We start from the raw sequence: 23,828 nt of genomic DNA on the forward strand, positions 1-23,828 counted from the left end.
TTTCTGCGCTACACTGAACTAATACCGTTAATCGGAATGACTTTTAAACTTAATTATATCGCGACGCTGCTTTTTATCAGGACGCTTTTCAGGACTCGGGCTGCCGTAGGCATGGAGGCGACGCATTTTAGCGTGCTCTTCGCGTAATTTTACGCTTTCCGCTGTTTCCCGATAGAGAGTTTGAGCTTCAGGCGCACCGCGGCGGGTGCCTGAGAGTTTCTCTATGATAATGGTTTTGTCTTCATTACCTTGGCGCACACGGATCTCTGCACCTATTTCAACCAGTTTACTTGGCTTGGACCGTTGGCCGTTATATTGCACTTTTCCGCCATCGACCATGGTTCGGGCAATAGAACGGGTTTTGTAAAAACGTGCCGCCCATAACCACTTATCAAGACGGACCTGAAAGTTGTCTGAATGCGATGTTTGCTGGCCCACAGCATGCTCCTTAACCCGAAAGGGCGCTAAAAGTACCATATTGACGACAGAGCGTCAGCAGGCATTGAGAGTTAATAAATGGTGATATGGGATCGGGATTTCAACAACAATCTGGGAATAAATCACATAAAATAGATAGTCTATTGATAGTAGGAGAAACTTTCTCGGCTCACTTTGATAAACTAAGTCAGATAATTATACGATTTAACCAAGAAGTAATATGTTTTCCTATTACATTTTGATATAACGCGCTAGTTTTTATTTCCGCAGGATGATGGATTTTTCATGGTAACAGCAAATTGGTTAGGGACCCTGCAGTCCAATAGTAGGATCTCAATCTCTTCATTGGCCCGCCTCCTTACTTGGACGCTGGTTGTGATGCTCGCCTGGGTGATTGGCCGAATGGTTTGGTTGGCCTTGCAGCCAACGCCATCTCCCGCCACCTGGCAGGCATCGACTGTCGCTGTATCGTCCAGCGCTGGTAATGATCGTGGCGAAATCACCAAAGTATTGAACATGAACCTGTTCGGGCGCTATCAGGAAAGTGCTGCTCCGGTCGTGGAACGTAAGCAACCGGTGAAGCAGGATGCGCCACAGACCCGCCTTAGTTTGACCCTTGTCGGTCTGGTTGCCAGCTCAAACCCGCAAACTGCCCTGGCGGTTATCACCCACCGCGGTAAACAAAATACCTATGGCTTGAACGAAGCGATAGAAGGCACCCGTGCTACCCTTCAGGCCGTCTATCCAGACCGGGTGATTATCCGCAACAGCGGACGTGATGAAACACTGATGCTCGATGGTGTCGATTTCAATAAACCTTCCCAGAATACGGCAAGAACTCGTCCACCAGAGCCCCGGGCTCCCCAAGAACCGGAGCCAACGTCTGATTTGAGCCGTATCAAACAAGAAATTCTTGAGAAACCACAAACATTATTTAGCTATATTCGCCTGTCCCAAGTGAAACGGGATGGCGAGTTGGTGGGGTACCGGGTTAACCCCGGGAAAGAGCGGGCGTTGTTCGACGCCGTGGGCCTGAAGGCCAATGATCTGGCCGTGAGTCTCAACGGCAATGATCTGACTGATGCTGCAGTGATGGCGAAATTGTGGACCGAATTGTCGAGTGCCTCCGATTTTACCTTGACCGTCGAGCGAGAAGGTCAGTTACACGATATTTATATTGAGCTGCAATAGTAGCCCAAAGCGAACATGCGATAGCGCAGGAGTTTTTTGTGAAAAAATGGATGGGTAAAAGTGCCCTCTGGTTATTAAGCAGCTTAATGTGCAGCTCTGCATTGGCGAGCGAGTTTAGTGCCAGCTTCAAAGGAACAGACATTCAGGAATTTATTAACATCGTCGGGCGGAACCTGCAGAAAACTATCATCGTGGATCCAGCGGTGCGTGGTCAGGTCAATGTTCGCAGTTATGATTTGCTCAATGATGAGCAGTACTACCAGTTTTTCCTGAATGTACTCGAAGTCTATGGCTTTGCCGTGGTCGAAATGGACAACGGTGTGCTTAAGGTCGTCCGTGATAAAGACGCCAAGATTTCAGCTATCCCTGTGGTCGGTGATAACAGCAATATTACTGGCGATCAGGTCGTTACGCGCGTGATTGCCGTGCGCAATGTGTCGGTACGTGAACTGTCGCCACTGTTGCGCCAGCTTAACGATAACGCAGGCGCCGGTAACGTGGTGCACTATGATCCGGCCAATATCATCATGATCACGGGTCGTGCGGCAACCGTGAACCGCTTGGCGGAAATCATCGAGCGGGTTGACCGGGCCGGTGATAAAGAGATCGATGTGGTCGAGTTGCGTAATGCCTCGGCGGCGGAAATGGTACGCATCGTAGACGCGTTGAACAAAACGGCTGACGCGAAATCTACCCCTGAATTCCTGCAGCCTAAGTTAGTTGCTGATGATCGTACTAACTCGGTTCTGCTATCGGGTGACCCGCAGGTGCGTGATCGGCTTCGTCGCCTGATCCGCCAGCTGGACGTAGAGATGGCCTCGTCGGGCAACAACCGGGTGGTGTACCTGAAGTATGCCAATGCCGCAGAGATGGTTGATGTCCTTAAGGGGGTATCAGATAACCTGCAGGCAGAGAAACAGGGCAATGCGAGTGCCACGTCAAGCAGCAACTCCCAAGTCATGATTTCGGCCCACGTTGATACCAACTCGCTGATTTTGACCGCGCCGCCAGATATCATGCGCGCACTGGAAAATATCATTGCCCAGCTCGATATCCGCCGCGCCCAGGTACTGATCGAAGCCATGATTGTCGAGCTTGCCGAAGGCGACGGGGTGAACTTCGGTGTTCAGTGGGGTACCACTGACGGTGGCGTGGTGCAGTTTGGTAACTCAGGCGTACCAATTTCCCAGTACGCAATTGGTCTGGAAGAAGCTCAAAGCTCGACCCGTACCGAAACTTATCTTGATGCCAATGGTATTGAGCAGACCCGTACTATTGAAGAAGATGGTGACTTCAGCACCTTAGCTTCCGTGCTTGGTGGGGTAAATGGTGCGGCGCTAGGTATCGTGATGGGTGACTGGACTATGCTGGTCAATGCCGTTGCCTCAGATCGTAACTCCAATATTTTGTCATCGCCGAGTATCACCGTAATGGACAATGGCGAAGCGTCGTTTATTGTCGGTGAGGAAGTCCCGGTTGTGACTGGCTCGACCTCGAGCTCGAACAATGATAACCCGTTCCAGACTGTTGAGCGTAAGGAAGTGGGTATCAAGCTGAATGTGACACCTCAGATCAATGAAGGGGACTCGGTCCAGCTGAAAATCGAGCAGGAAGTGTCTAACGTGCTGGGGGCTGATGGTGCTGTCGATGTGCGTTTCTCCAAGCGGCAGCTCACTACCAACGTATTGATCCAAGACGGTCAGATGCTGGCGCTGGGTGGCCTTATTCAAGAGCAGACCAATGAGAGTGAGCAGAAGATCCCTCTATTGGGTGATATTCCGATCCTCGGCCACTTATTCAAATCGACCAATACCACTACGGCCAAGACTAACCTGATGGTGTTTATCAAACCAACGATTATCCGCGACGGGGTGACGGCAGATGGTATTACCCAGCGTAAGTACAATTACATCCGTGCCGAGCAGTTATACAAAGCGGATCAGGGCTTGCGTCTGATGCCGAACGCTGAACTTCCGGTACTGCCTAAATATGGTGAAGACATTTCGTTGCCGCCAGAGGTCCGCGCCTTTGTTGCCCAGTTGGAGGGCAAACAGTAATGCATGATTTGAGCCAGGAACAGGATAAGCAGCCGCTGTTCCGGCTGCCTTTCTCTTTTGCCAAGCGCCACCGGGTGGTGCTTGAAGTATTGGATCAGGATGTTGCGCTGTATTACAGCGGCCAGATCTCTGGTTCGGTACTGGCGGAAATCCGTCGGGTGGCAGGTGGCAGTTTTGTTCTGCATCCATTGGAAGACAAGGCATTTGAGCTTAAGTTGACCGAAGCGTATCAGCGTGACTCCTCCGAAGCCCGCCAGTTGATGGAAGATCTGGGTTCGGATAGCGATGACTTCTTCGCGTTGGCCGAAGAGTTACCTGAAACAGAGGATTTACTGGAGTCGGAAGACGACGCACCTATCATCAAGCTGATCAATGCCATGCTGGCCGAAGCGATCAAAGAAGCTGCGTCGGATATCCATATCGAAACCTTCGAGAAAGTCCTGTCGATCCGCTTCCGGGTTGATGGCGTACTGCGTGAAGTGTTACAGCCGAGCCGTAAGCTGGCGCCGCTGCTGGTATCGCGTATCAAGGTTATGGCCCGTCTGGATATTGCTGAAAAGCGGGTCCCGCAGGATGGCCGTATTTCGCTGCGGATCGGTGGTCGTGCGGTGGATGTGCGTGTATCAACTATGCCGTCTTCTCACGGTGAGCGGGTGGTACTGCGTTTGCTTGACAAGAATGCGACCCGGTTGGATCTCTACAGCTTGGGGATGACCGAAGCTAACCATGCTAACTTCCGTCATCTCATTGAACGTCCGCACGGCATTATTCTGGTGACCGGCCCGACAGGTTCGGGTAAGTCGACCACCTTGTATGCTGGCCTGCAGGAACTTAACGGCAAAGAGCGCAATATCTTGACGGTTGAAGACCCGATTGAATTTGATATCGACGGCATTGGTCAGACCCAGGTCAATCCGAAAGTGGACATGACATTTGCCCGTGGCTTGCGTGCTATCTTGCGTCAGGATCCTGATGTGGTGATGGTTGGTGAGATCCGTGACCTCGAAACCGCATCTATTGCGGTGCAGGCGTCATTGACCGGTCACATGGTAATGTCAACCTTGCACACCAATACCGCCGTGGGTGCTATTACCCGATTGCGTGATATGGGAATTGAGCCTTTCTTGGTGTCCTCTTCCCTGCTTGGGGTACTGGCCCAGCGCTTGGTCCGGACTCTTTGCCCTACCTGCCGTGAACCGTATGATGCCGATACCGAACAGAAGAAGCTGTTTGGCCTTTCGGCAGAAGAGAGTCTGACCCTCTACCATGCCAAAGGTTGTGAGGCCTGTAACAACAAAGGGTACCGTGGTCGAACCGGTATTCATGAATTGTTGATGATCGATGATTCAGTACAGGAGCTGATCCACGGTGAAGCCGGTGAGATGGCAATTGAAAAAGCTATACGGGCCCATACACCAAGTATTCGCGATGATGGTTTGTCCAAAGTAAAAGTCGGTATTACTACCCTTGAGGAAGTGATGCGGGTTACCAAGGAGGGCTAACTAATGGCGGCGTTTGAGTACAAAGCCCTGGACGCCAAAGGGCGTCAGAAGAAAGGGGTCCTCGAAGCGGATACGGCGCGGCAAATTCGCCAGCAGCTCCGTGAGCAGGGGATGATCCCGGTTGAGGTCGTACAGACCCGCGAGCGCGAGAAGAAAAAATCCAGTGGCGGTTTTCAATTGCGTCGGGGGATCAGTACCAATGAACTGTCACTGATCACTCGTCAGTTGGCGACCTTGGTACAGGCGTCGATGCCCCTTGAGGAGTGTCTAAAGGCGGTGGCAGAGCAGAGCGAAAAGCCACGGCTGAAAAATATGCTGCTGGCCATACGTTCCCGGGTGGTCGAGGGGTATACCCTCTCAGATTCACTGGCGGAATATCCGCACATCTTTGACCAGCTGTTTCGTGCCATGGTAGCTGCAGGTGAGAAATCTGGCCATTTGGATACGGTGTTGAACCGTTTGGCGGATTACACCGAAAACCGTCAGAAAATGCGCAGTAAACTGCAGCAGGCGATGATTTACCCAACCATGCTGACCTTGATCGCGATTGCCGTGGTGGCCTTTTTGCTGGCAACCGTGGTACCGAAGATTGTTGATCAGTTTGTCCAGATGGGCCAGCAACTGCCAACCATTACCGAAATTTTGCTGGCGGCCAGTGACTTTGTTCAGAACTGGGGGTTGGTGGTATTGCTGGTCATTGCTGTGGTGGTGATCTTGCTTAAGATGGCCCTCAAGCGGCCGGACTTCCGGCTTAAATGGGACCGCTGGGTCATGCGCTTGCCGGTAATCGGCAAGGTTGCCCGGGGCTTAAGCACATCTCGCTTTGCCCGGACATTGTCTATTTGTACCTCGAGTGCCATCCCGTTGCTGGAAGGTATGAAGGTGGCGTCGGATGTAATGACTAACACCTGGGTCAATCAGCAGATCCGCGAGGCCGCGGACAAGGTGCGTGAAGGCTCGAGCCTGCGGGTCTCGTTGGAGCAGACCAAAATATTTCCCCCTATGATGCTGCATATGATAGCCAGTGGTGAGCGCAGTGGTGAACTCGAGCAGATGCTCACCCGTGCTGCTGACAACCAGGACCGGGACTTCGAGTCGCTGGTGAATATGGCGCTGGGGATTTTTGAACCCTTATTGATCGTCGCGATGGCTGGCATCGTGATGTTTATTGTTATTGCTACCCTTATGCCGATCATTGCTTTGAACAACATGGTCGGAATGTAATTTTTGGAGGTTTTCTCAATGCAACGCAAACAACGCGGCTTTACGCTGCTGGAAGTCATGGTCGTCATCGTTATCCTTGGGGTATTGGCCAGCTTGGTGGTACCTAACCTGTTAGGTAACAAGGAAAAAGCGGATCAGCAGAAAGTCGTCACCGATATCAGTGCGTTAGAGCAGTCATTGGACATGTACAAATTGGATAATAGCGTGTACCCAACCACGGATCAGGGCCTTGAGGCGTTGGTGAGCATGCCGTCATCGAGCCCGGAGCCACGTAACTATCGTGATGGTGGTTATATCCGTCGTTTGCCTAACGATCCTTGGGGTAACCCATACCAGTACGTGATGCCGGGTGAGCACGGAGCTGTTGATATTTTCAGCCTGGGTGCCGATGGCCAAGAAGGCGGCGAGGGTATCAATACCGATATCGGTAACTGGAACATGCTGGACTTCTAAATTGTGATGATAAGTAAGCGTGCAGCGGGTTTTACCCTGATCGAGATACTGCTGGTACTGGTGCTATTGGCAACCAGCGCAGTGGCAGTCATCGTGGCCTTGCCCGAAAGCAAGGAAGACAAAGTCAGGGAGGAAGCTGCGCGCTTTCACTACCTCGTCCAGTTACTGGGCGAGGACGCCCTACTCAACGGCTACGACTATGGTGTCAGGGTGGAGCGTAATCGGTACCAGTTTCTTCAGCTAACCAGTCAAGATTGGCAGCCGTTGGAATCTTCTAAGTTCTTCACTGAGGTGGAGATGCCCGAAGAGATTCGTTTGACTGTCGACATTGGCAGCTACTCTTGGCAGGACAAGGATCGCTTGTTTAAGCCTGGCTCGCTGTTTAATGAAGACTTGTTTGCTGAGCAAACTGACAAAGACAAGATAAAGCCGCCTCAGGTTGTGGTGATGGCCAGTGGGGAATACACCCCTTTTACGTTGGAGTTTGAAGTGACGGGCGAGAACCAGTTTTGGCGGGTACAGGCCGATGAATTGGGCCAGTTGTTCCTGTTGCCGCCGGGCGAGACTATCGCTAGCGTGCAGGAGAAGGCCCAGCAGTGAAACACCCATTGATATCCCGACGCGATCGGGGGATGACCTTACTCGAAGTGCTTGTGGCACTGGCGGTGTTTGCTACTGCCGCACTCAGTGTGATGAGAGCGGTCAGCCAACACCTCAATACCCTGGGTTATCTAGAGGAAAAAACCTTTGCCGCCATGGTGGCCGACAATGAAATGGCCAAGATCAGGCTGTCGGGTGAGATCCCGACATCGGCCAAGCGCGGGAAATCCGAGTTGGCTGGACGCGATTGGTACTGGTCGATTACAAGCACCCAAACGGCAGATGGGTTCTTGCGGGCGCTGGATGTCACTGTGGCCACAGACGAAGCACGCAAGCAGTCGGTAGTGACGCTGAGAACTTATGTTGAGAATTAATCCTTTTTCCCATCAGCGCATGTCGCGCCATAGCAGGGCGAAACAAACGGGTTTCACTTTACTCGAAGTGCTGGTGGCTATTGCTGTATTTGCCATGCTGAGCTTGTCGGCCTACCAGGTGATGAACGGGGTGCAACGCAGTGACGAACAGTCGCGTGAGCACAGTGAGCGGCTCAAGGATATCCAGCGGGCGATAGTTATGATGGACAATGATTTCCGCCAGGTAGTCGCTCGTAAGGTTCGCAATCAGGGTGAGACGGTCAGCGATAGGATACTCCAGAGCAGTGAATACCTGCTTGATTCGTCGAGCTATGGCATTTTGTTTACCCGCACCGGTTGGCAGAACCCGCAACAAATGTTCCCTCGCGGAGAGAATGTTAAGGTCGGCTACCGGATCGTCGACGAGCAGTTAGAGCGGGTTTGGTTCCGCTACCCGGACAGTATTGTTGGCACCGAAGCTTTGAGCAGACCGATTTTACCTGGGGTTAAGGAAATGTCATTCCGGTTCTATAGCGACAAAACGTGGCTGGAAACGTGGGATCAACCGGCTGCTTTGCCCGAAGGGGTGATGATTAAGCTGACGCTTGAAGACTACGGAGATATCGAGCGGGTGTATATGCTGCCGACCTCTGCATTGGAGGCGGGTAGTGATGAATAAGTATACTCCGCTCAAGCAGCAACGTGGCGTGGCCCTGATTGTTGTACTGTTGCTGTTGTCAATGATGACCTTGCTAGCGGTACAGATGACTGAGCGGCTGCATCTCAATTTTTATCGGGTCGAAAATCAAATCCAGAATCAGCAGGCCTATTGGTTTGCACAGGGAATGGAAGAGTTGGCCAAGGTAGCGATCAAGCAAGGGATTGATGATAGCGATACAGTCAATCTTAGCCAAGCCTGGGCAACACAAGGTCAGCGCTATCCGCTCGATGGCGGTGAGGCCATCGGCGATATTATTGATCGTCAGGCATGCTTTAATCTTAATGCCTTGTCGGGGGTACAGCCGACAACAGAGAGCAGTACCAAACCCTATATCGTGACTGTACTGCAAACCTTGATTGAAGAAACGGGTGTCGAAAGCTACGACGCCGAAGTGGTTGCCGATTCGGTGTGGGAATACGTCGACACGGATGAGAAGGTCAATGCTGCCTTTGGGGCGGGAGACAGTACCTATGAAGGTTTCCGCCCGCCTTACCTCCCTCCACGAGATTGGATGGCCGATGCCAGTGAGTTGCGAGCGGTGAACGGTGTAACGGCGACTATTTTTGACAAGTTGCGCCATCAGGTATGTGCTATTCCCACCACCACGCTGGCGATTAATGTTAATACGCTTTTCGAGCAGCAGGCGCCTATTTTGGTGGCATTGTTCTCACCACGGCTATCGCTATCTGATGCCCAGAAGTTGATCGCCGATCGGCCGTATGATGGCTGGGATAATGTTGATGATTTTCTCGGAGAATCTCAGCTGACCAGTGTAGATGCCACGATAAAAGATCAGGCCAAGGAATTTTTGGCAATCAGTAGTGATTATTTTCAGATGGATACCGAGGTATTGGTCGATCGTTCTAGGGTGAGGTTAGTGGCCTTGCTCAAACGAGATAGTGAAGACACGGTGACGGTAGTGCGTCGTCGTTATGGAGGAATTAGTGAGCGAATTTCTGACAATCAGGCTAAGTAGCCGTGCTGATCAGCCGGTGCAATGGCTTGTCTGGTCGCCACAACAAAAAGAAGTCATCGCATCGGGTCAGCTTGATGCGATCAGCCAGCTGAGCGAGATTGCCGATTATGCTAGTCAGCGTGTTGTCTATGTATTGGTGCCTGCAGGGGATGTACTGCTGACCCAGATCGCCATTCCTGCTGGTAGTAGCCGGCAGTTATCTGCGGTACTGCCGTTCTTGCTGGAAGAAGAGCTGGCCCAAGATGTGGACAGCTTGCATGTTCATCTTCTCCAGAAAAAAGGTGATATGGCCCAGGTCGCGGTGGTGGAGCATCAAAAAGTGGCGCTATGGTTGGCGGCGCTGGAAGATGCAGGTATTGAAACCAAGGCCTTACTTCCGGACTGCTTGTGCTTGCCGCTGTTCGATAATGGTTTTACGGCCGCTGAGCTAGATGGCATGTGGTTGATTCGCCAGTCTGAATCCCTGGGGATTGGGGCTGAACGCGCATGGTTGGCACCATGGCTTGAATCACAGAGAGTGACGGATGATCCTGACGCAGATGCAGATAGCACAGAGACTGATGCGATAGAAGTCAAAGACAAGGTTGAGTCGGATGAAGTCGCATCCGATGACGATCTTGTGGTGCATTATTATACCCCTGCACCTGAAAATATGCCGGGCCAGTGGGTTGCGGAAACGCCTGAGTTGGTGATGCAGCTGTTGGCGCAAGGAGCTGCCGAGAGCAAGGTGAATTTACTCTCTGGCAAATACAAGCAACAGCCGGCGTGGCGTAAGTACCTCAAACCATGGCGCAAGGTAGCTATTGCCGCTGGGCTACTAATGGCTGTGATGGTGGCGGAGCATGTTATTTCGGTACAGGCGATGGAGCAGCAAGCGTTGACCTACAAGGCCGAAAGTGAGCGTATTTTCCGCCAGGTACTGCCTCAGTTCCAGCGTGTGCCATCGCAAAGTTATCTCAAACGACAAATGAACAGTGAGCTGACTCGCCTTGGTGGAGGAAGCAGTACGGAGGGGATTCTGTATTGGTTGGCGGAACTACAGCCATCATTGGCCAAGGTCTCGCAGTTGTCAGTTCAGAACTTCCGCTATGATCAGAACCGCAATGAAATGCGCTTCCAGGCGACGGCCTCTGAGTTCCAGCACTTCGAGCAGCTGAGAACCATGCTGGATGAAGACTTCGAAGTCGAACTCGGTCAGTTGAACCGTGAGGGGAACCAGGTAACCGGTGCTATCGTGCTAAGGAGAAAATCATGAACGCGTGGTGGAAAGGGTTGAGCCAGCGGGAGCAGAAGTTGGTTTTGGGCGGGGGAGCAGCCCTGTTCGTTGCCGTTCTCTATTGGGGGATATGGCAACCGATGGCAACGTCTGCGGATAATACCGAACGTCGCCTGCAAAGTGAGCGCCAGTTACTGAGCTGGGTTAAGACCAAGGCAGATGAAATTCTGTCGCTACGCGGGACTAGTGGCACGACCGGTTCAGTCAGCGACAAAGGGTTGAACCAGGTGGTCAATGAAACGACTAGCCAGTTCAATATTGAATTGATCCGGATGCAGCCACGTAGTGAATCGGTACAGGTATGGGTGCAGCCGCTACCCTTTAATACCTTGATCAACTGGCTGGCATTTCTGCGTGATGAGCACGGTATTGATGCCCAGTTCTTGGATGTATCGAAAGCCGATCGTACTGGTGTGGTCGAAGTTAACCGCTTGCAGTTAGGGCGGGGGTAAGTGTGAAGTATAAGTTATTACTGGGCGCCTCGTTTGGTGCTGTATTGGTGGGCAGCCTGGTGGCACATATTCCGGCTAGCTGGGTATGGCAGCAGGTGCCGAATGTTCAGGGGCTAGATATTTCAGGGATCCGGGGAACGCCTTGGCAGGGCTCGGCCAGCCAGATCCGCTGGCAAGGTAAGAGTTTTGGTCGGGTGCAGTGGGATATGCAAATATTCTCCCTGCTGACCGGCAAGCTGAAGTTGGATGTAAGGTTTGGTCAGGGCAGTGAGATGAATCTGCAGGGACGGGGTCTCGTGGGTTATTCTAGCCACGGACCGTTTGCCGAGAACCTGTTGGTTTCGATGCCTGCCAGCGAAGTGATCAAATTTTCACCGACGGCCCTGCCGGTATTGGTCAATGGCAACCTCGAGTTGACGCTGCGGGATTACCGCTTTGAAGCGCCATACTGTGCCCAGCTAGACGGCGTGCTGGCGTGGTCAGCGGCACAGGTGTCTTCTCCTTTGGGAGCGCTAGACCCCGGCCCGGTCATTGCCGATTTAGCTTGTGAAGAAGGCAAGTTGATGGCTGATGTCTCTCAGTCTTCTGATGATGTGGCCAGTGAATGGCAGGCATCGCTCGCACCAGGCAACACCTATTCGTTGGCGGGCTGGTTCAAGCCGGGTGCGCAGTTTCCTCCTCAACTTGGCCAGCAACTCAAGTGGCTGGGGACCCCCGATCCTAAGGGGCAGTACAAAATTTCCTACAACGGACGCCTATAAACGTTAACCCGACTTTATTAGTCGGGTTAACGTTTTCCTCACAAATTACTTTATTTCCTGCGCGGCATGCCATTAAATAGCAGTTATTGTCTTGGTTACCGCGTTGTTTGCGGTAACCCGCTTTCCCAGGAATAGGACATTACATGGCTGCGGAACACAACAACCCCGAAATTTTGGCGACAGAAATCGTTGCCCAATCACGACTGTTCAAGATTGAATCGCTCGATCTACGGTTTTCTAATGGCGTAGAGCGCACTTATGAACGGATGAAACCCTCGGGGCGTCACGCAGTGTTAGTTGTGCCGGTGTCAGAGCAAGGCGACTTATTGTTGATCCGGGAATATTCCGCTGGGACCGAGCGCTATGAGCTGGGATTCCCCAAAGGACTTATTGATCAAGGTGAATCGGCAGCCGAAGCGGCAAACCGTGAGCTAAAAGAAGAGATTGGCTTTGGGGCGAATGACTTGCAACCGCTCAAGGAAGTGGTGCTGGCACCGTCGTACTTCTCCAGCAAGATGACCTTGTTCTTAGCTCAGGGGCTTTACCCGGAAAAGCTTAAAGGTGATGAGCCTGAGCCATTACAGATCGTCCGCTGGCCACTTAGCCAAGCTGAAGAGCTGCTTCATCATTTGGACTTTGCCGAGGCGAGAAGCATTACGGCCTTGTTCCTTGCCCTCAAACAACTTGGAAAATAGGAGCGCATATGGACTTATCTAACCTGTTGCCACAAGTTATCGATATTGCCCGGTCTTCGGGTCAGGTGATCCTGGATATCTATCAGCGCGGCCAGTTTGAAAAGCAAATTAAGAGTGATAATACGCCAGTGACGAGTGCTGATTTGGCAGCACATAAGTTAGTGGTCCAGCGTTTATCAGAGCTTACTCCAGATATTCCGGTGTTGTCGGAAGAAGATGCGGATGTTCCGCTGACAGAGCGTGCCGAGTGGCAGCGTTACTGGTTGGTGGATCCGTTGGATGGTACGCAGGAGTTCATTGCCGGAAGCGGAGATTTTGCCACGATTATTGCGCTGGTGGATAACAACGCCCCGATAATGGGTGTGGTGTACGCACCGGTATCAGGTGTGGTGTATTATGCCTATCACGGTAAAGGGGCGTGGAAGATCACCCCGGAAGGTGAAAAGGTACAAATTTCTACCCATAAGCATGAGCTACCCACCCAGTCGATTGCTGTTGCGATCAGCCGTCGCCAAGACATCGGTGCAACCACCAACCGGTTAGACCCAGCGCTGAATTATGATTTGGTGCCACTCGGTTCAGCGGCGCTTAAGTCCTGTCTGGTTGCGGAAGGGGCCGTTGATTGCTACCTGCGCCTTGGCCCTACAGGCGAGTGGGATACAGCCGCAACCCAGTGTATTGTCGAAGAAGCTGGTGGCCGGATCCTCAATACTCACCTGACGCCTCTTTCTTACAATGAGCGTGATACGTTAGAAAACCCTAACTTTATTACCCTCGGTGATGAGAGTTTGCCGTGGTCATCTATTCTGACCCCGGACGACCGGCTGATGGAAATCAGTGACTAGCAAACAAAACGGAGCCTTCGGCTCCGTTTTTCGTTTAACCTCTTATCACTCAAAACAGCCGGTTGAGTCCATTGAGCGCTGCGACCCGGAAGGCTTCGGCCATGGTCGGATAATTGAAGGTGGTATTGACGAAGTAGTTGATATTATTTCCTTCGCCTTTTTGTTCCATGATCGCTTGGCCGATGTGGATGATCTCGGCTGCACGCTCACCGAAGCAGTGGATCCCGAGGATCTCTCTTGTTTCGCGGTGGAATAGGATCTTCAAGCTGCCGACTTCAGTTCCGGCGATCTGTGCTCGGGCCAAGTGTTTGAATTGTGACCGGCCAACCTCGTAAGGCACTTTTTCGGCCGTTAGTTCCTGCTCCGTTTTACCCACCGAGCTGATTTCCGGAATGGTGTAGATCCCGGTCGGAATATGGTCGATGAGTTGGCCTTCTGCGGCGCCATTGGCAATCGCCTGGGCAACGAAACGGCCCTGGTCATAGGCAGCACTGGCAAGGCTTGGGTAACCAATCACATCACCCACGGCATAGATATGCTCGACATCGGTACAGTAGTTCTGGTTGACCTGCAACTGGCCGCGAGAGTCGGGCGCCAGGCCGACTTTGTCCAAGCTGAGCTTATCGGTATTACCGGTTCGACCGTTGGCATAGAGCAGGCAGTCGGCACGCATCTTTTTGCCGGATTTAAGGTGCAGGATCACCCCGTCTTCGGTTCCTTCAATTTGGTCGTAGACTTCGCCGTTGCGGATCATCACCCCGCTGTTCCAGAAATGGTACGACAGCGAGTCGGAAATTTCGTTGTCGAGGAATTCCAGTAGTCGGTCCCGGGTATTGATCAAGTCTACCTTGACCCCGAGACCGCGAAAAATTGAGGCATACTCACTGCCGATGACACCGGCACCATAGATGATGATATGGCGGGGATCATGTTTGAGCTGCAGAATCGAATCGCTGTCGTAGACTCGGCTATGGCGAAAATCAACATCGTTCGGCTGGTAAGGGCGTGAACCGGTGGCGATAACGAATTTGTCGGCGCTGTAATGCTCCCGGCTACCATCGGGCTTTTTCACCATCACGCTATGGCTGCCGGTGAAACAGGCTTCGCCGAAAATGATGGTGCACTGGTTGCGATCGTAAAAACCCTGGCGCATTCGGGTCTGTTTATTGACCACTTCTTCGGCATGGCCAAGAATCTGGCTGAAAGTGCTGTGCAAGGTTGAGTTATTCTTGCAGTAGAGTGGATTTTGGTTGTATTCGATGATCCGGCTGACGGCATGGCGCAGCGCTTTGGAAGGAATGGTTCCCCAGTGGGTACAGCCGCCACCAACACTGTCTTCACGTTCAATGATTGCGACATTGAAACCGGCTTTGGTCAGCCCCATGGCCGCCCCTTCTCCACCTGGACCACTGCCAATGATGATGGCATCAAAGTGTTGGGTTGAAGAGTGTTTGCTTTTCGTCATGCTTGGCCTTGTTTATCATCCTGGCAACATTGCTATCGCGTTATTTTAACTTCTTCTAAAGCAAGGTAGAATTAACCTTCTACGATAGGGAGCGGAGGATCACGTTGCTGGGATAACTTTTCGGTAAAACTTGGAGATCGGTGGCGGTTTTGCTGGTCGCCTTGCTGTAGTGGAGTTTGTGAGCCACTAGAAAAACTGGCAAGAACGGCTTTGATTAAGCGCCAGTCAGGATTTACTATGTTTTGATGGCAGTGAAAAAGCGCGTATAGTGACTATCAATGTGACGCAAGATAATTCAAAGAGAAACAAAAACCCCATGGGAATCAGGGCTCAGCAGAAAGAGAAAACCCGCCGTTCACTGATTGATGCTGCCTTCAATCAATTAAGTGCTGAACGTAGCTTTTCTAATTTAAGCTTGCGGGAAGTGGCCAGAGAGGCCGGTATTGCACCGACTTCGTTTTATCGTCACTTTAAAGATATGGATGAGCTTGGTCTGACAATGGTTGATGAAGGTGGTCTGATTCTTCGCCAACTGATGCGCCAGGCTCGTCAGCGTATTGCTAAAGAGGGTAGTGTGATCCGCACCTCGGTGGAAACCTTTATGGAGTTTATCGAGAGCAGTCCGAACGTTTTTCGTTTGTTACTGCGTGAACGTTCGGGCACCTCGCCAGCCTTTCGTGCCGCCGTTGCCCGCGAGATCCAGCATTTTGTTGCGGAACTTACCGAATATCTCGTGGCTAAAACCGGTGTGACCTATGATGAGGCGTTTACCCAGGCGGAAGCGTCTGTGACCTTGGTCTTCAGTTCGGGGGCAGAGGCGCTGGATTTGGACAACCATGCTCGCGTAGAGCATGCAGAAAGATTGATTCTGCAATTGAGAATGATTGCAAAGGGTGCTTATTGGTACCGCAAAGAGCGTGAGCGCAGAGAGCTCAGGCAAAAACTCTAACTTTATTATGTTGGTGAAAGGATATGAACAAGGAACAAACTAAAGCTGAACGTAAAACGCTAGTATTGTCATTGCTGGCTGGCCTATGTGGTAACGCTACACTGGCAGTATTTACCTCAAGCGCGGTGGCGTTTTCGATCTTCCCTGTGATTGCGTTTGCGATGGCGCTGTACTGCCTGTATCAGGAATACCTGAGCAAACCAATGGCCGAAGGCACGCCTGCCATTGCATTCGCTTGTTTCCTCGTCGGCGCGTTTGGTTACTCGGCATTTGTCCGCGCTCAGGTGCCGGATATGGGTTCAAACTTCCTGCCATTGATTCTAGCGCTAGGCCTTCTGTTCTGGGTCGCTTACAAGCTGGGTATCATGACACCAAAAGCACAATCGGAAGCGTAGTTGCTGCTGTTGTGACATAAAGAAAAAGGCGCCGATTGGCGCCTTTTTTAGTGTGTGATTGGGTTATTTACGCTCGAGCATCACACCCGCTTCCATGTGGTGGGTATACGGGAACTGATCGAACAGGGCGAAGCGAGTGATGCGGTGCGTTTGAGATAAGATCTCGAGGTTCTCTTTGAGTGTATCCGGGTTGCATGAGATGTACATGATACGTTCGTAACCTTGCACCATACGACAGGTACCTTCATCCATACCTGAACGTGGTGGATCAACGAAAATCGTGTTGCAGTTGTAGCTCTGCAGGTCGATATTTTGATCTTTCAGGCGACGGAACTCACGGCGCCCTTCCATTGCATCGGTAAAGTCTTCGGCAGACATGCGGATGATTTGGACATTGTCGATATTGTTCACTGCAATATTGTACTGGGCAGAGTCAACCGATGGCTTCGCCAGTTCAGTGGCCAATACGCGTTCGAAATTCTTGGCCAGTGCCAACGAGAAATTACCGTTACCACAGTACAACTCAAGCAGGTCGCCTTGGCTTTCTTGGGTACAGTCAACCGCCCACTCCAGCATCTTCTGGGCGACTTCACCATTTGGCTGGGTAAAGCTGTTTTCAACTTGCTTGTACGTTAGCACGCGGTCGTTAACCTGCAGTTTTTCTATTACAAACTCTTGGTCTAGAACGATTTTTTGCTTTCGGGCTCGTCCGATGAAGTTCAGCTTGAAGCCTTCGTCATTCAGGCGCTGTTTCAGTGCCTTGGCTTCTTGCTCCCACTCGGCATCTAACTGGCGGTGGTATAGCAGAGAAACCAGAATTTCGCCGCTGAGGGTCGATAGGAAATCGACTTGAAATAGCTTGTGGCGTAGGGCTTTTACCGGTTTTAGTGCATCAACCAATAGAGGCATTAGGTCATTGATCAAACGGCTGGCCGCCGGGAATTGGTCAACGCGATACTTCTCACGGGTTTCTTGGTTAAACATCACGTAGTAAAGGTCTTCGCCTTCGTGCCAAACACGGAACTCGGCACGCATACGATAGTGTTCGGCAGGAGAGGCAAATACCTCAAGCTCAGGTGTATCAAAATCAGCAAAGATATTTTGAATACGCGCTGCTTTTTCATCTAGCTGTGGTTGGTACTCAGCTGGATTGATTGTGGTGGATGCCATAGAGGTTGCCTCAAACTGCTCAAAATAAGAGCGCCAGATTTTATTGTATTGTTGACCGATGTCCAGTGTTGTGCCGGATAAAATCGTGAATCAACCGTTATTTTGTGCTCACAGCAATAACAGCTAGACATTAAGATGTAGGATAATTAGCATGCAATTGCGCTGGTTAGCCTGCTTGCAGGCAAGGGAACGCGGTGAAATTCCGTGACTGACGCGCAGCGGTGATAGAGAACGAAAGCACATGGACGTTAAGTTCGAACACTGCTTCTACAATCTGTGCAATGCAGATGCCTGAAGTGGGAAGTTGTTGCCTAGGTGGCCGTCCGGCCAAGCTCTTAAGTCCGAAGACCGACCAGTGTACCGAGCCAAGCAGTGGCTTAGGATTTAACGCGACTTAAGGTATCTAAATAATGAATAAAACGCTTTTAGCTGTGGCGTTGGCACCCTTGTGCCTGCCGTCTATGGTTTCCGCCGAGACTTCGTCCGATGAAGTGATGGTCGTAACCGCCAACCGATTTGAGCAATCTGTCAAAAATGTGATTGCCCCTGTCTCTGTTGTAACCAAAGAAGAGATTGATGCCATTCAAGCCAAGTCTATGGCTGAGGTACTACGCCGCTTGCCGGGTGTGCAGGTGGTTTCTGGAGGTTATGGTCAAAATACAGAAGTGTATGTTCGCGGTACGACCTCACGTCATATATTAGTGATGATCAATGGCGTTCGAATTGGGAGTGCGACGCTGGGCAGTGCTGACTTTAGCCAAATCCCTTTGACGGGTATTGAACGTATCGAGTTTATCCGAGGTTCAAGAGCGGCACTTTATGGTTCTGATGCGGTAGGTGGCGTACTGAATATTATTACGGCTTATCAACCGGGCGAGACGTTGGCAGAGGTTACTGCTGGAGCGGGCAGTGATGGTTATTACCAGTTAGGAGGCTCAGTTGCTGGAGCGTTAGGTCAAAATAGTTGGGGTAAAATTGCCCTCAGGGGTGAAAAGGCTGACGGATTTTCTGCCCGTCAGGAGCCGTATGAGCAAGATGATGACGGTTTCAAGAACAGTAATATCGTGGCTGAAATTGGTACCCAGCTAAATGACAACTGGAAACTCAGTCTTCAAGGTTACTATCATGATGGTGAAAGTGAATACGATGATGGGTATTTCGACTTTGCAACGGGAGACTTCATTTCCACCCCTAATGCTCAAACGGAGTCATCATTGTATAACGTGGCTGCCAAGGCGGGTTACACCAATGATAACTTCATCAGTGAGTTAACTGTTGCGCAGAACCAAGATGAAGCACGTAACTTCAGTGATATCAGTGCAGGCAGTAAGATCAAAACCAAGCGGGATGTAGTAAATTGGCAAAACTACTACCAACTGAACTCTGAACTGGAATTCGGCGGTGGTGTTGAGTGGTATCGCGATTCGGTATCCAATAGTACGACTGTTCTTTCGCAAGATGAGCGTGACAATACTGCGCTGTATTTTACCTCTATTTACCGTAACGAGGCGGGTTTGCAGCTAGAGGGTAGCGTCAGGACTGATGATAATGACAGTTATGGCCGTAATAATACTTGGCAGGCCGCAGCCGCATACTCTTTCCTGACAAACTATCAGATTTCGGCCAATGTTGGCACAGCGTTTAAGGCACCGACATTCAATGATTTGTATTGGCCTGACTCCGGTAACCCGAACCTTCAGCCAGAAGAGTCGACCAACTATGAAGTATCACTGTCTGGCTCACACCAACTACTGGACTGGCGGGTAACAGCCTACCAATCTGATATCGATCAGCTTATTGCATGGGCGCCGATTGATCCCGACAACCCATTTAGCGACTGGATCCCGATGAATGTGGATGAAGCGAAGATCAAGGGGCTTGAATTAACCGCTGGATTCAATACCGGGCCACTCTACCACGATATCAGTTATGACTATTTGGATGCTGAAGATAGCAGCACCAAGAAACAACTGATCCGTCGCTCTAAGCATAACGCGAAATGGAATGTGTCCTATTTGCTTGACCAATGGCAGTTTGATGTCAGTGCGTTATACAAAGGCAAGAGCTACGATGATGCAGCCAATACTAAAAGTTTGGATGCTTATACCTTGGTTGACTTGGCAGCAAGCTATTACTGGAACGACAACCTAATTCTACGAGGACGAGTCGCTAACTTGTTCGATGAAGATTATGTAGCGAAAGAAACTTATAACGTCCAAGAGCGTAGCTACTACGCAACTGTGACTTACCAGTTCTAACTACACCCTAAGCCACCTGCTGGTGGCTTTTTTCTTGGAGCCAATACCCATGTGCCCATTAAAAACCATTATCAGCTGGTCTTCTGGCAAAGACTCAACTTTAACCTTGATCCGCTTGCTGGAAGATCCCCGCTATAATGTGGTGGGGTTGTATACCACCTATGTTGAAGACGAAGTCCCTTTTCAGGCCACACCATTAGAGGTGGTTCGAGCTCAAGCTGCCTTAACCGGTCTACCATTAGTAGAAATAGCCTTACCCGAGGTGTTCCCGCCAAATGAGGTCTACCAGTCACTGGTTATTGAAGGGCTGCGTAGTAGTGGCTTGGAAGTCGAGGCTGTGGCCTTTGGTGATATGTTCTGTAATGGGATTGCCGATTATCGTCGCAGCTATATCGAACCTGCTGGCTGGCAGTGCGTCTTCCCTTTGATGGGAGAAGAGAGCAGTGCATTGGCCAATGAAATACTTCAGCGGGGTATCCAAACCATATTAACAGCAATAGATACCAGTCAGCTAGATGGGGGCTTTTGTGGTCAGTGGTATAGCAGCGAGCTTATTGTCTCATTACCTGCTGAAGTTGATCCGTGTGGTGAGGATGGCGAGTTTCATACTTTAGTGGTTAAGGCGCCATGCTTTCGTGGGGTATTGAATATTGAGTTAACGGAGACAGAAAGACAGAGCCGCTTTCATTATCAGCGCTATTGCCTAATTTCAAAATAATCGCTGTTATTTTGGTGAAGCCCTAAATTCGCAGTATGATATTGCCCCTTGTGAGTGACATGGCAGAGAGTGAGTGTGAAGCGGGTACTGATTTTTGATTCCGGTGTAGGTGGACTTTCCGTATATCAGGAAATATATGCGCAGCTGCCTGACGTCCAATATATCTATGCATTCGATGATGCTGCTTTCCCCTATGGCGAATTGTCTGAAGAAGAGCTTATAGCGCGAACCCGCCATATTGTCTCTCGGCTAGTCGAACGCCATGTTATCGATTTAGTTGTGATTGCTTGTAATACCGCCAGTACGATCGTGCTGCCAACGTTACGTGAGTGCTTATCTATCCCTGTCGTTGGTGTGGTTCCGGCAATAAAGCCCGCGGCCATACTTAGCCAGCGAAAGGTGATTGGTCTATTGGCAACACCAGCTACGGTACAGCGTGAGTATACTGACTTACTTATTAGCCAGTTTGCCAGTCATTGTGAAGTGCTAAGAATAGGATCCACACGCTTGGTTGAAATGGCGGAACAAAAACTGCGTGGCCAGCCGATTTCTATTACTGAACTTGAAGGCATTTTGTCACTATGGCGAGGCAAAGTGGATTGTGTAGTGTTGGGATGTACCCATTTCCCGTTGATTAAAGATGAGATAATTGAAGCCATCAAAGGTGATGTGATTATTGTCGACTCTGGGCGGGCGATAGCAAATAGGGTGAAGGATTTGCTGGGAGAAATAACAAGAACCAGTGCTGAGCCTAACCTGACATACAATAGTGCCGCTGGTAATAACACAGCGGCACTCAATAAAAGTTTGGCAGAAATGAAATTAACGCCAGTTAGGACTCTTCAGTTTCCCCGGCCTTAGGCTCATTGGCTTCACGGACTTTCAGGGTGCGTTGGCCATATTCTTTATCATTTAATTGGGCTATCGCATTGTCAGCATCGTTGCTGCTCATAACAACGAAACCAAACCCTCGCCTTTTACCTGTTCGTTTGTCTTTCATTAAGCGAACAGCAAAGACTTCACCATGCTCAGAAAATAACTTCTTTACTTCACTTTCATTGGCCCGATAAGGCAGGTTGCCAACGTAAAGGGTTTTACTGGCTTGGGTTATGTTTGGTTCAGCAGATGATGATTGAGTTGGGATTAGTGGCAGGATAAAAGCAGTACAAATCGCTCCAAGTGCAAAGGCAATACCGGGGTAGATGGGGAGGAAACTAAATACTAAGCCCCCAACAATGGCGATTGCGAGAATCGGTTTAAGAGATTGATCGGATAATTTCATAAGTTAACTACATCGTCATAAGAAAAAAGAAGGCGTTATTGGTTATTTTAACAACAAAGTCACATTGATATTACTTTCATTGACTTGTAATTGCTAGCTAGCGAGTGTGACGCCCCTCTAATGTTGAAATTAGAGGCGTTTATCTCACATTAGTAGAAATAATCGCCGGGTGGAATTTTTTTTAAAGAAAACCCTTGTCAGAGTGATTCAAATCTCTATAATGCCGCCTCACTGACACGGAGCACGGCAACTTAAGCCGCTAACCAATCAGTATTGTTCTTTAACAATTTGACCATGCAATCTGTGTGGGCACTCGTGAAATGATAGTCAACAAAAGAATTATCAATGAAACTGAGTGACCAATACAAAATAGCGCAAGTTATTTTGGCACAGTCAATTCAATCATTACTTCGGTAATGGTTTAACAGTATTTCATTGAGCCAAAACTTTAATTGAAGAGTTTGATCATGGCTCAGATTGAACGCTGGCGGCAGGCCTAACACATGCAAGTCGAGCGGCAGCGACAACATTGACCCTTCGGGCGATTTGTTGGGCGGCGAGCGGCGGACGGGTGAGTAATGCCTGGGAATATGCCCTGATGTGGGGGATAACCATTGGAAACGATGGCTAATACCGCATAATCTCTTCGGAGCAAAGAGGGGGACCTTCGGGCCTCTCGCGTCAGGATTAGCCCAGGTGAGATTAGCTTGTTGGTGAGGTAAGAGCTCACCAAGGCAACGATCTCTAGCTGGTCTGAGAGGATGATCAGCCACACTGGAACTGAGACACGGTCCAGACTCCTACGGGAGGCAGCAGTGGGGAATATTGCACAATGGGGGAAACCCTGATGCAGCCATGCCGCGTGTATGAAGAAGGCCTTCGGGTTGTAAAGTACTTTCAGTTGTGAGGAAGGCGTATACGTTAATAGCGTATGTGTTTGACGTTAGCAACAGAAGAAGCACCGGCTAACTCCGTGCCAGCAGCCGCGGTAATACGGAGGGTGCGAGCGTTAATCGGAATTACTGGGCGTAAAGCGCATGCAGGCGGCTTGTTAAGCCAGATGTGAAAGCCCGGGGCTCAACCTCGGAATAGCATTTGGAACTGGCAGGCTAGAGTCTTGTAGAGGGGGGTAGAATTTCAGGTGTAGCGGTGAAATGCGTAGAGATCTGAAGGAATACCGGTGGCGAAGGCGGCCCCCTGGACAAAGACTGACGCTCAGATGCGAAAGCGTGGGGAGCAAACAGGATTAGATACCCTGGTAGTCCACGCCGTAAACGATGTCTACTTGGAGGCTGGAACCTTGAGTTCTGGCTTTCGGAGCTAACGCGTTAAGTAGACCGCCTGGGGAGTACGGTCGCAAGATTAAAACTCAAATGAATTGACGGGGGCCCGCACAAGCGGTGGAGCATGTGGTTTAATTCGATGCAACGCGAAGAACCTTACCTACTCTTGACATCCAGAGAACTTTCCAGAGATGGATTGGTGCCTTCGGGAACTCTGAGACAGGTGCTGCATGGCTGTCGTCAGCTCGTGTTGTGAAATGTTGGGTTAAGTCCCGCAACGAGCGCAACCCTTATCCTTGTTTGCCAGCGAGTAATGGCGGGAACTCCAGGGAGACTGCCGGTGATAAACCGGAGGAAGGTGGGGACGACGTCAAGTCATCATGGCCCTTACGAGTAGGGCTACACACGTGCTACAATGGCATATACAGAGGGCGGCAAGCTAGCGATAGTGAGCGAATCCCACAAAGTATGTCGTAGTCCGGATTGGAGTCTGCAACTCGACTCCATGAAGTCGGAATCGCTAGTAATCGTAGATCAGAATGCTACGGTGAATACGTTCCCGGGCCTTGTACACACCGCCCGTCACACCATGGGAGTGGGCTGCACCAGAAGTAGATAGCTTAACCTTCGGGGGGGCGTTTACCACGGTGTGGTTCATGACTGGGGTGAAGTCGTAACAAGGTAGCCCTAGGGGAACCTGGGGCTGGATCACCTCCTTAACGATATGACTGCGTTTTATGCAGTGTCCACACAGATTGCTTGGT

General features: G+C 50.6%; 23 protein-coding genes, 1 rRNA gene and 1 riboswitch. Of the genes, 20 read left to right on the plus strand and 4 right to left on the minus strand.

Going from position 1 to position 23,828, the window contains the following annotated elements; all coding sequences use genetic code 11:
* Positions 1-27 precede the first annotated feature (27 nt).
* Positions 28-438, minus strand: a complete 411-nt coding sequence (gene hslR / locus NHN17_RS07685; RefSeq protein WP_255041644.1) for a ribosome-associated heat shock protein Hsp15 — start codon at positions 436-438, stop codon at positions 28-30.
* Positions 439-723: 285 nt separating this feature from the next.
* On the opposite strand from hslR, the gene gspC reads away from it, so the two are divergent.
* From gspC to cysQ, 14 genes are all read left to right on the plus strand, one after another.
* Positions 724-1,629 carry a type II secretion system protein GspC gene (gene gspC / locus NHN17_RS07690; protein ID WP_255041645.1) on the plus strand — a complete coding sequence of 302 codons (906 nt, stop codon included), beginning with the start codon at positions 724-726 and terminating at the stop codon, positions 1,627-1,629.
* A 38-nt stretch (positions 1,630-1,667) separates the two neighbouring features.
* Positions 1,668-3,686, plus strand: a complete 2,019-nt coding sequence (gspD, locus tag NHN17_RS07695; RefSeq protein ID WP_373689547.1) for a type II secretion system secretin GspD — start codon at positions 1,668-1,670, stop codon at positions 3,684-3,686.
* Positions 3,686-5,188 carry a type II secretion system ATPase GspE gene (gspE, locus tag NHN17_RS07700; protein WP_255041647.1) on the plus strand — a complete coding sequence of 501 codons (1,503 nt, stop codon included), beginning with the start codon at positions 3,686-3,688 and terminating at the stop codon, positions 5,186-5,188. Before gspD ends, gspE begins: the two co-directional genes overlap by 1 nt.
* 3 nt (positions 5,189-5,191) lie before the next feature.
* Entirely contained in the window at positions 5,192-6,412 is a 1,221-nt protein-coding gene (gene gspF, locus NHN17_RS07705; protein WP_255041649.1) for a type II secretion system inner membrane protein GspF, read from the plus strand.
* Positions 6,413-6,430: 18 nt separating this feature from the next.
* Positions 6,431-6,865 carry a type II secretion system major pseudopilin GspG gene (gene gspG / locus NHN17_RS07710; RefSeq protein ID WP_255041650.1) on the plus strand — a complete coding sequence of 145 codons (435 nt, stop codon included), beginning with the start codon at positions 6,431-6,433 and terminating at the stop codon, positions 6,863-6,865.
* 9 nt (positions 6,866-6,874) lie between these two features.
* On the plus strand, positions 6,875-7,465 hold the full coding sequence (gspH, locus tag NHN17_RS07715; protein ID WP_255041675.1) for a type II secretion system minor pseudopilin GspH: 591 nt from the start codon (positions 6,875-6,877) through the stop codon (positions 7,463-7,465).
* The gene (gene gspI / locus NHN17_RS07720; protein WP_255041652.1) at positions 7,462-7,839 is read left to right on the plus strand and encodes a type II secretion system minor pseudopilin GspI; all 378 of its coding nucleotides are present in this window, start codon (positions 7,462-7,464) and stop codon (positions 7,837-7,839) included. Before gspH ends, gspI begins: the two co-directional genes overlap by 4 nt.
* Positions 7,826-8,497, plus strand: coding sequence for a type II secretion system minor pseudopilin GspJ (gene gspJ / locus NHN17_RS07725; protein ID WP_255041653.1), 672 nt, complete (start codon positions 7,826-7,828; stop codon positions 8,495-8,497). Before gspI ends, gspJ begins: the two co-directional genes overlap by 14 nt.
* Positions 8,490-9,515: a type II secretion system minor pseudopilin GspK gene (gene gspK, locus NHN17_RS07730; RefSeq protein WP_255041654.1), complete on the plus strand. Its 1,026-nt coding sequence runs from the start codon at positions 8,490-8,492 to the stop codon at positions 9,513-9,515. Before gspJ ends, gspK begins: the two co-directional genes overlap by 8 nt.
* Complete coding sequence (gene gspL, locus NHN17_RS07735) at positions 9,484-10,770, plus strand: type II secretion system protein GspL (protein ID WP_255041656.1); 1,287 nt, start codon at positions 9,484-9,486, stop codon at positions 10,768-10,770. The genes gspK and gspL overlap by 32 nt, the downstream gene beginning before the upstream one ends.
* Positions 10,767-11,243: a type II secretion system protein M gene (locus NHN17_RS07740; protein ID WP_255041658.1), complete on the plus strand. Its 477-nt coding sequence runs from the start codon at positions 10,767-10,769 to the stop codon at positions 11,241-11,243. The genes gspL and NHN17_RS07740 overlap by 4 nt, the downstream gene beginning before the upstream one ends.
* Positions 11,244-11,245: 2 nt before the next feature.
* A complete protein-coding gene (locus NHN17_RS07745; RefSeq protein WP_255041659.1) occupies positions 11,246-12,004 on the plus strand; it encodes a type II secretion system protein N in 759 nt (252 codons plus the stop codon).
* Positions 12,005-12,147: 143 nt separating this feature from the next.
* A complete protein-coding gene (gene nudE / locus NHN17_RS07750; protein ID WP_255041660.1) occupies positions 12,148-12,699 on the plus strand; it encodes an ADP compounds hydrolase NudE in 552 nt (183 codons plus the stop codon).
* 8 nt (positions 12,700-12,707) lie between these two features.
* A complete protein-coding gene (gene cysQ, locus NHN17_RS07755; RefSeq protein WP_255041661.1) occupies positions 12,708-13,544 on the plus strand; it encodes a 3'(2'),5'-bisphosphate nucleotidase CysQ in 837 nt (278 codons plus the stop codon).
* A 49-nt stretch (positions 13,545-13,593) separates the two neighbouring features.
* Here the strand turns inward: cysQ and sthA are convergent, their stop codons facing one another.
* The gene (gene sthA, locus NHN17_RS07760; protein ID WP_255041662.1) at positions 13,594-15,009 is read right to left on the minus strand and encodes a Si-specific NAD(P)(+) transhydrogenase; all 1,416 of its coding nucleotides are present in this window, start codon (positions 15,007-15,009) and stop codon (positions 13,594-13,596) included.
* Positions 15,010-15,325: 316 nt separating this feature from the next.
* Here sthA and fabR point away from each other — a divergent pair, with 316 nt between their 5' ends.
* Positions 15,326-15,958: an HTH-type transcriptional repressor FabR gene (gene fabR / locus NHN17_RS07765; RefSeq protein ID WP_255041663.1), complete on the plus strand. Its 633-nt coding sequence runs from the start codon at positions 15,326-15,328 to the stop codon at positions 15,956-15,958.
* Between the two features lie 23 nt (positions 15,959-15,981).
* Positions 15,982-16,353 (plus strand): YijD family membrane protein, encoded by a 372-nt coding sequence (locus tag NHN17_RS07770; RefSeq protein WP_255041664.1) that lies wholly within the window; start codon positions 15,982-15,984, stop codon positions 16,351-16,353.
* 63 nt (positions 16,354-16,416) lie between these two features.
* Here the strand turns inward: NHN17_RS07770 and trmA are convergent, their stop codons facing one another.
* The gene (gene trmA, locus NHN17_RS07775; RefSeq protein WP_255041665.1) at positions 16,417-17,523 is read right to left on the minus strand and encodes a tRNA (uridine(54)-C5)-methyltransferase TrmA; all 1,107 of its coding nucleotides are present in this window, start codon (positions 17,521-17,523) and stop codon (positions 16,417-16,419) included.
* A 146-nt stretch (positions 17,524-17,669) separates the two neighbouring features.
* A riboswitch (cobalamin riboswitch) is annotated at positions 17,670-17,894 on the plus strand.
* Positions 17,895-17,933: 39 nt separating this feature from the next.
* Between trmA and NHN17_RS07780 the strand changes: the two genes are divergently transcribed.
* The 3 genes from NHN17_RS07780 to murI all read left to right on the plus strand — a co-directional run bounded on the left by NHN17_RS07780 (position 17,934) and on the right by murI (position 21,360).
* Positions 17,934-19,781 carry a TonB-dependent receptor domain-containing protein gene (locus tag NHN17_RS07780; RefSeq protein WP_255041666.1) on the plus strand — a complete coding sequence of 616 codons (1,848 nt, stop codon included), beginning with the start codon at positions 17,934-17,936 and terminating at the stop codon, positions 19,779-19,781.
* A gap of 49 nt (positions 19,782-19,830) precedes the next feature.
* A complete protein-coding gene (locus NHN17_RS07785; protein ID WP_255041668.1) occupies positions 19,831-20,499 on the plus strand; it encodes an adenine nucleotide alpha hydrolase in 669 nt (222 codons plus the stop codon).
* 75 nt (positions 20,500-20,574) lie between these two features.
* Complete coding sequence (gene murI / locus NHN17_RS07790; RefSeq protein WP_255041670.1) at positions 20,575-21,360, plus strand: glutamate racemase; 786 nt, start codon at positions 20,575-20,577, stop codon at positions 21,358-21,360.
* On the opposite strand, the gene NHN17_RS07795 is transcribed toward murI, so the two are convergent.
* Positions 21,332-21,781, minus strand: a complete 450-nt coding sequence (locus NHN17_RS07795; protein WP_255041671.1) for an RNA recognition motif domain-containing protein — start codon at positions 21,779-21,781, stop codon at positions 21,332-21,334. The two genes, murI and NHN17_RS07795, sit on opposite strands and share 29 nt — an antisense overlap.
* Before the next feature lie 449 nt (positions 21,782-22,230).
* On the opposite strand from NHN17_RS07795, the gene NHN17_RS07800 reads away from it, so the two are divergent.
* A 16S ribosomal RNA gene (locus NHN17_RS07800) occupies positions 22,231-23,783 on the plus strand.
* Positions 23,784-23,828 lie beyond the last annotated feature (45 nt).

Source organism: Photobacterium pectinilyticum, from assembly GCF_024357955.1.
Classification (GTDB): Bacteria; Pseudomonadota; Gammaproteobacteria; order Enterobacterales; family Vibrionaceae; genus Photobacterium; species Photobacterium pectinilyticum.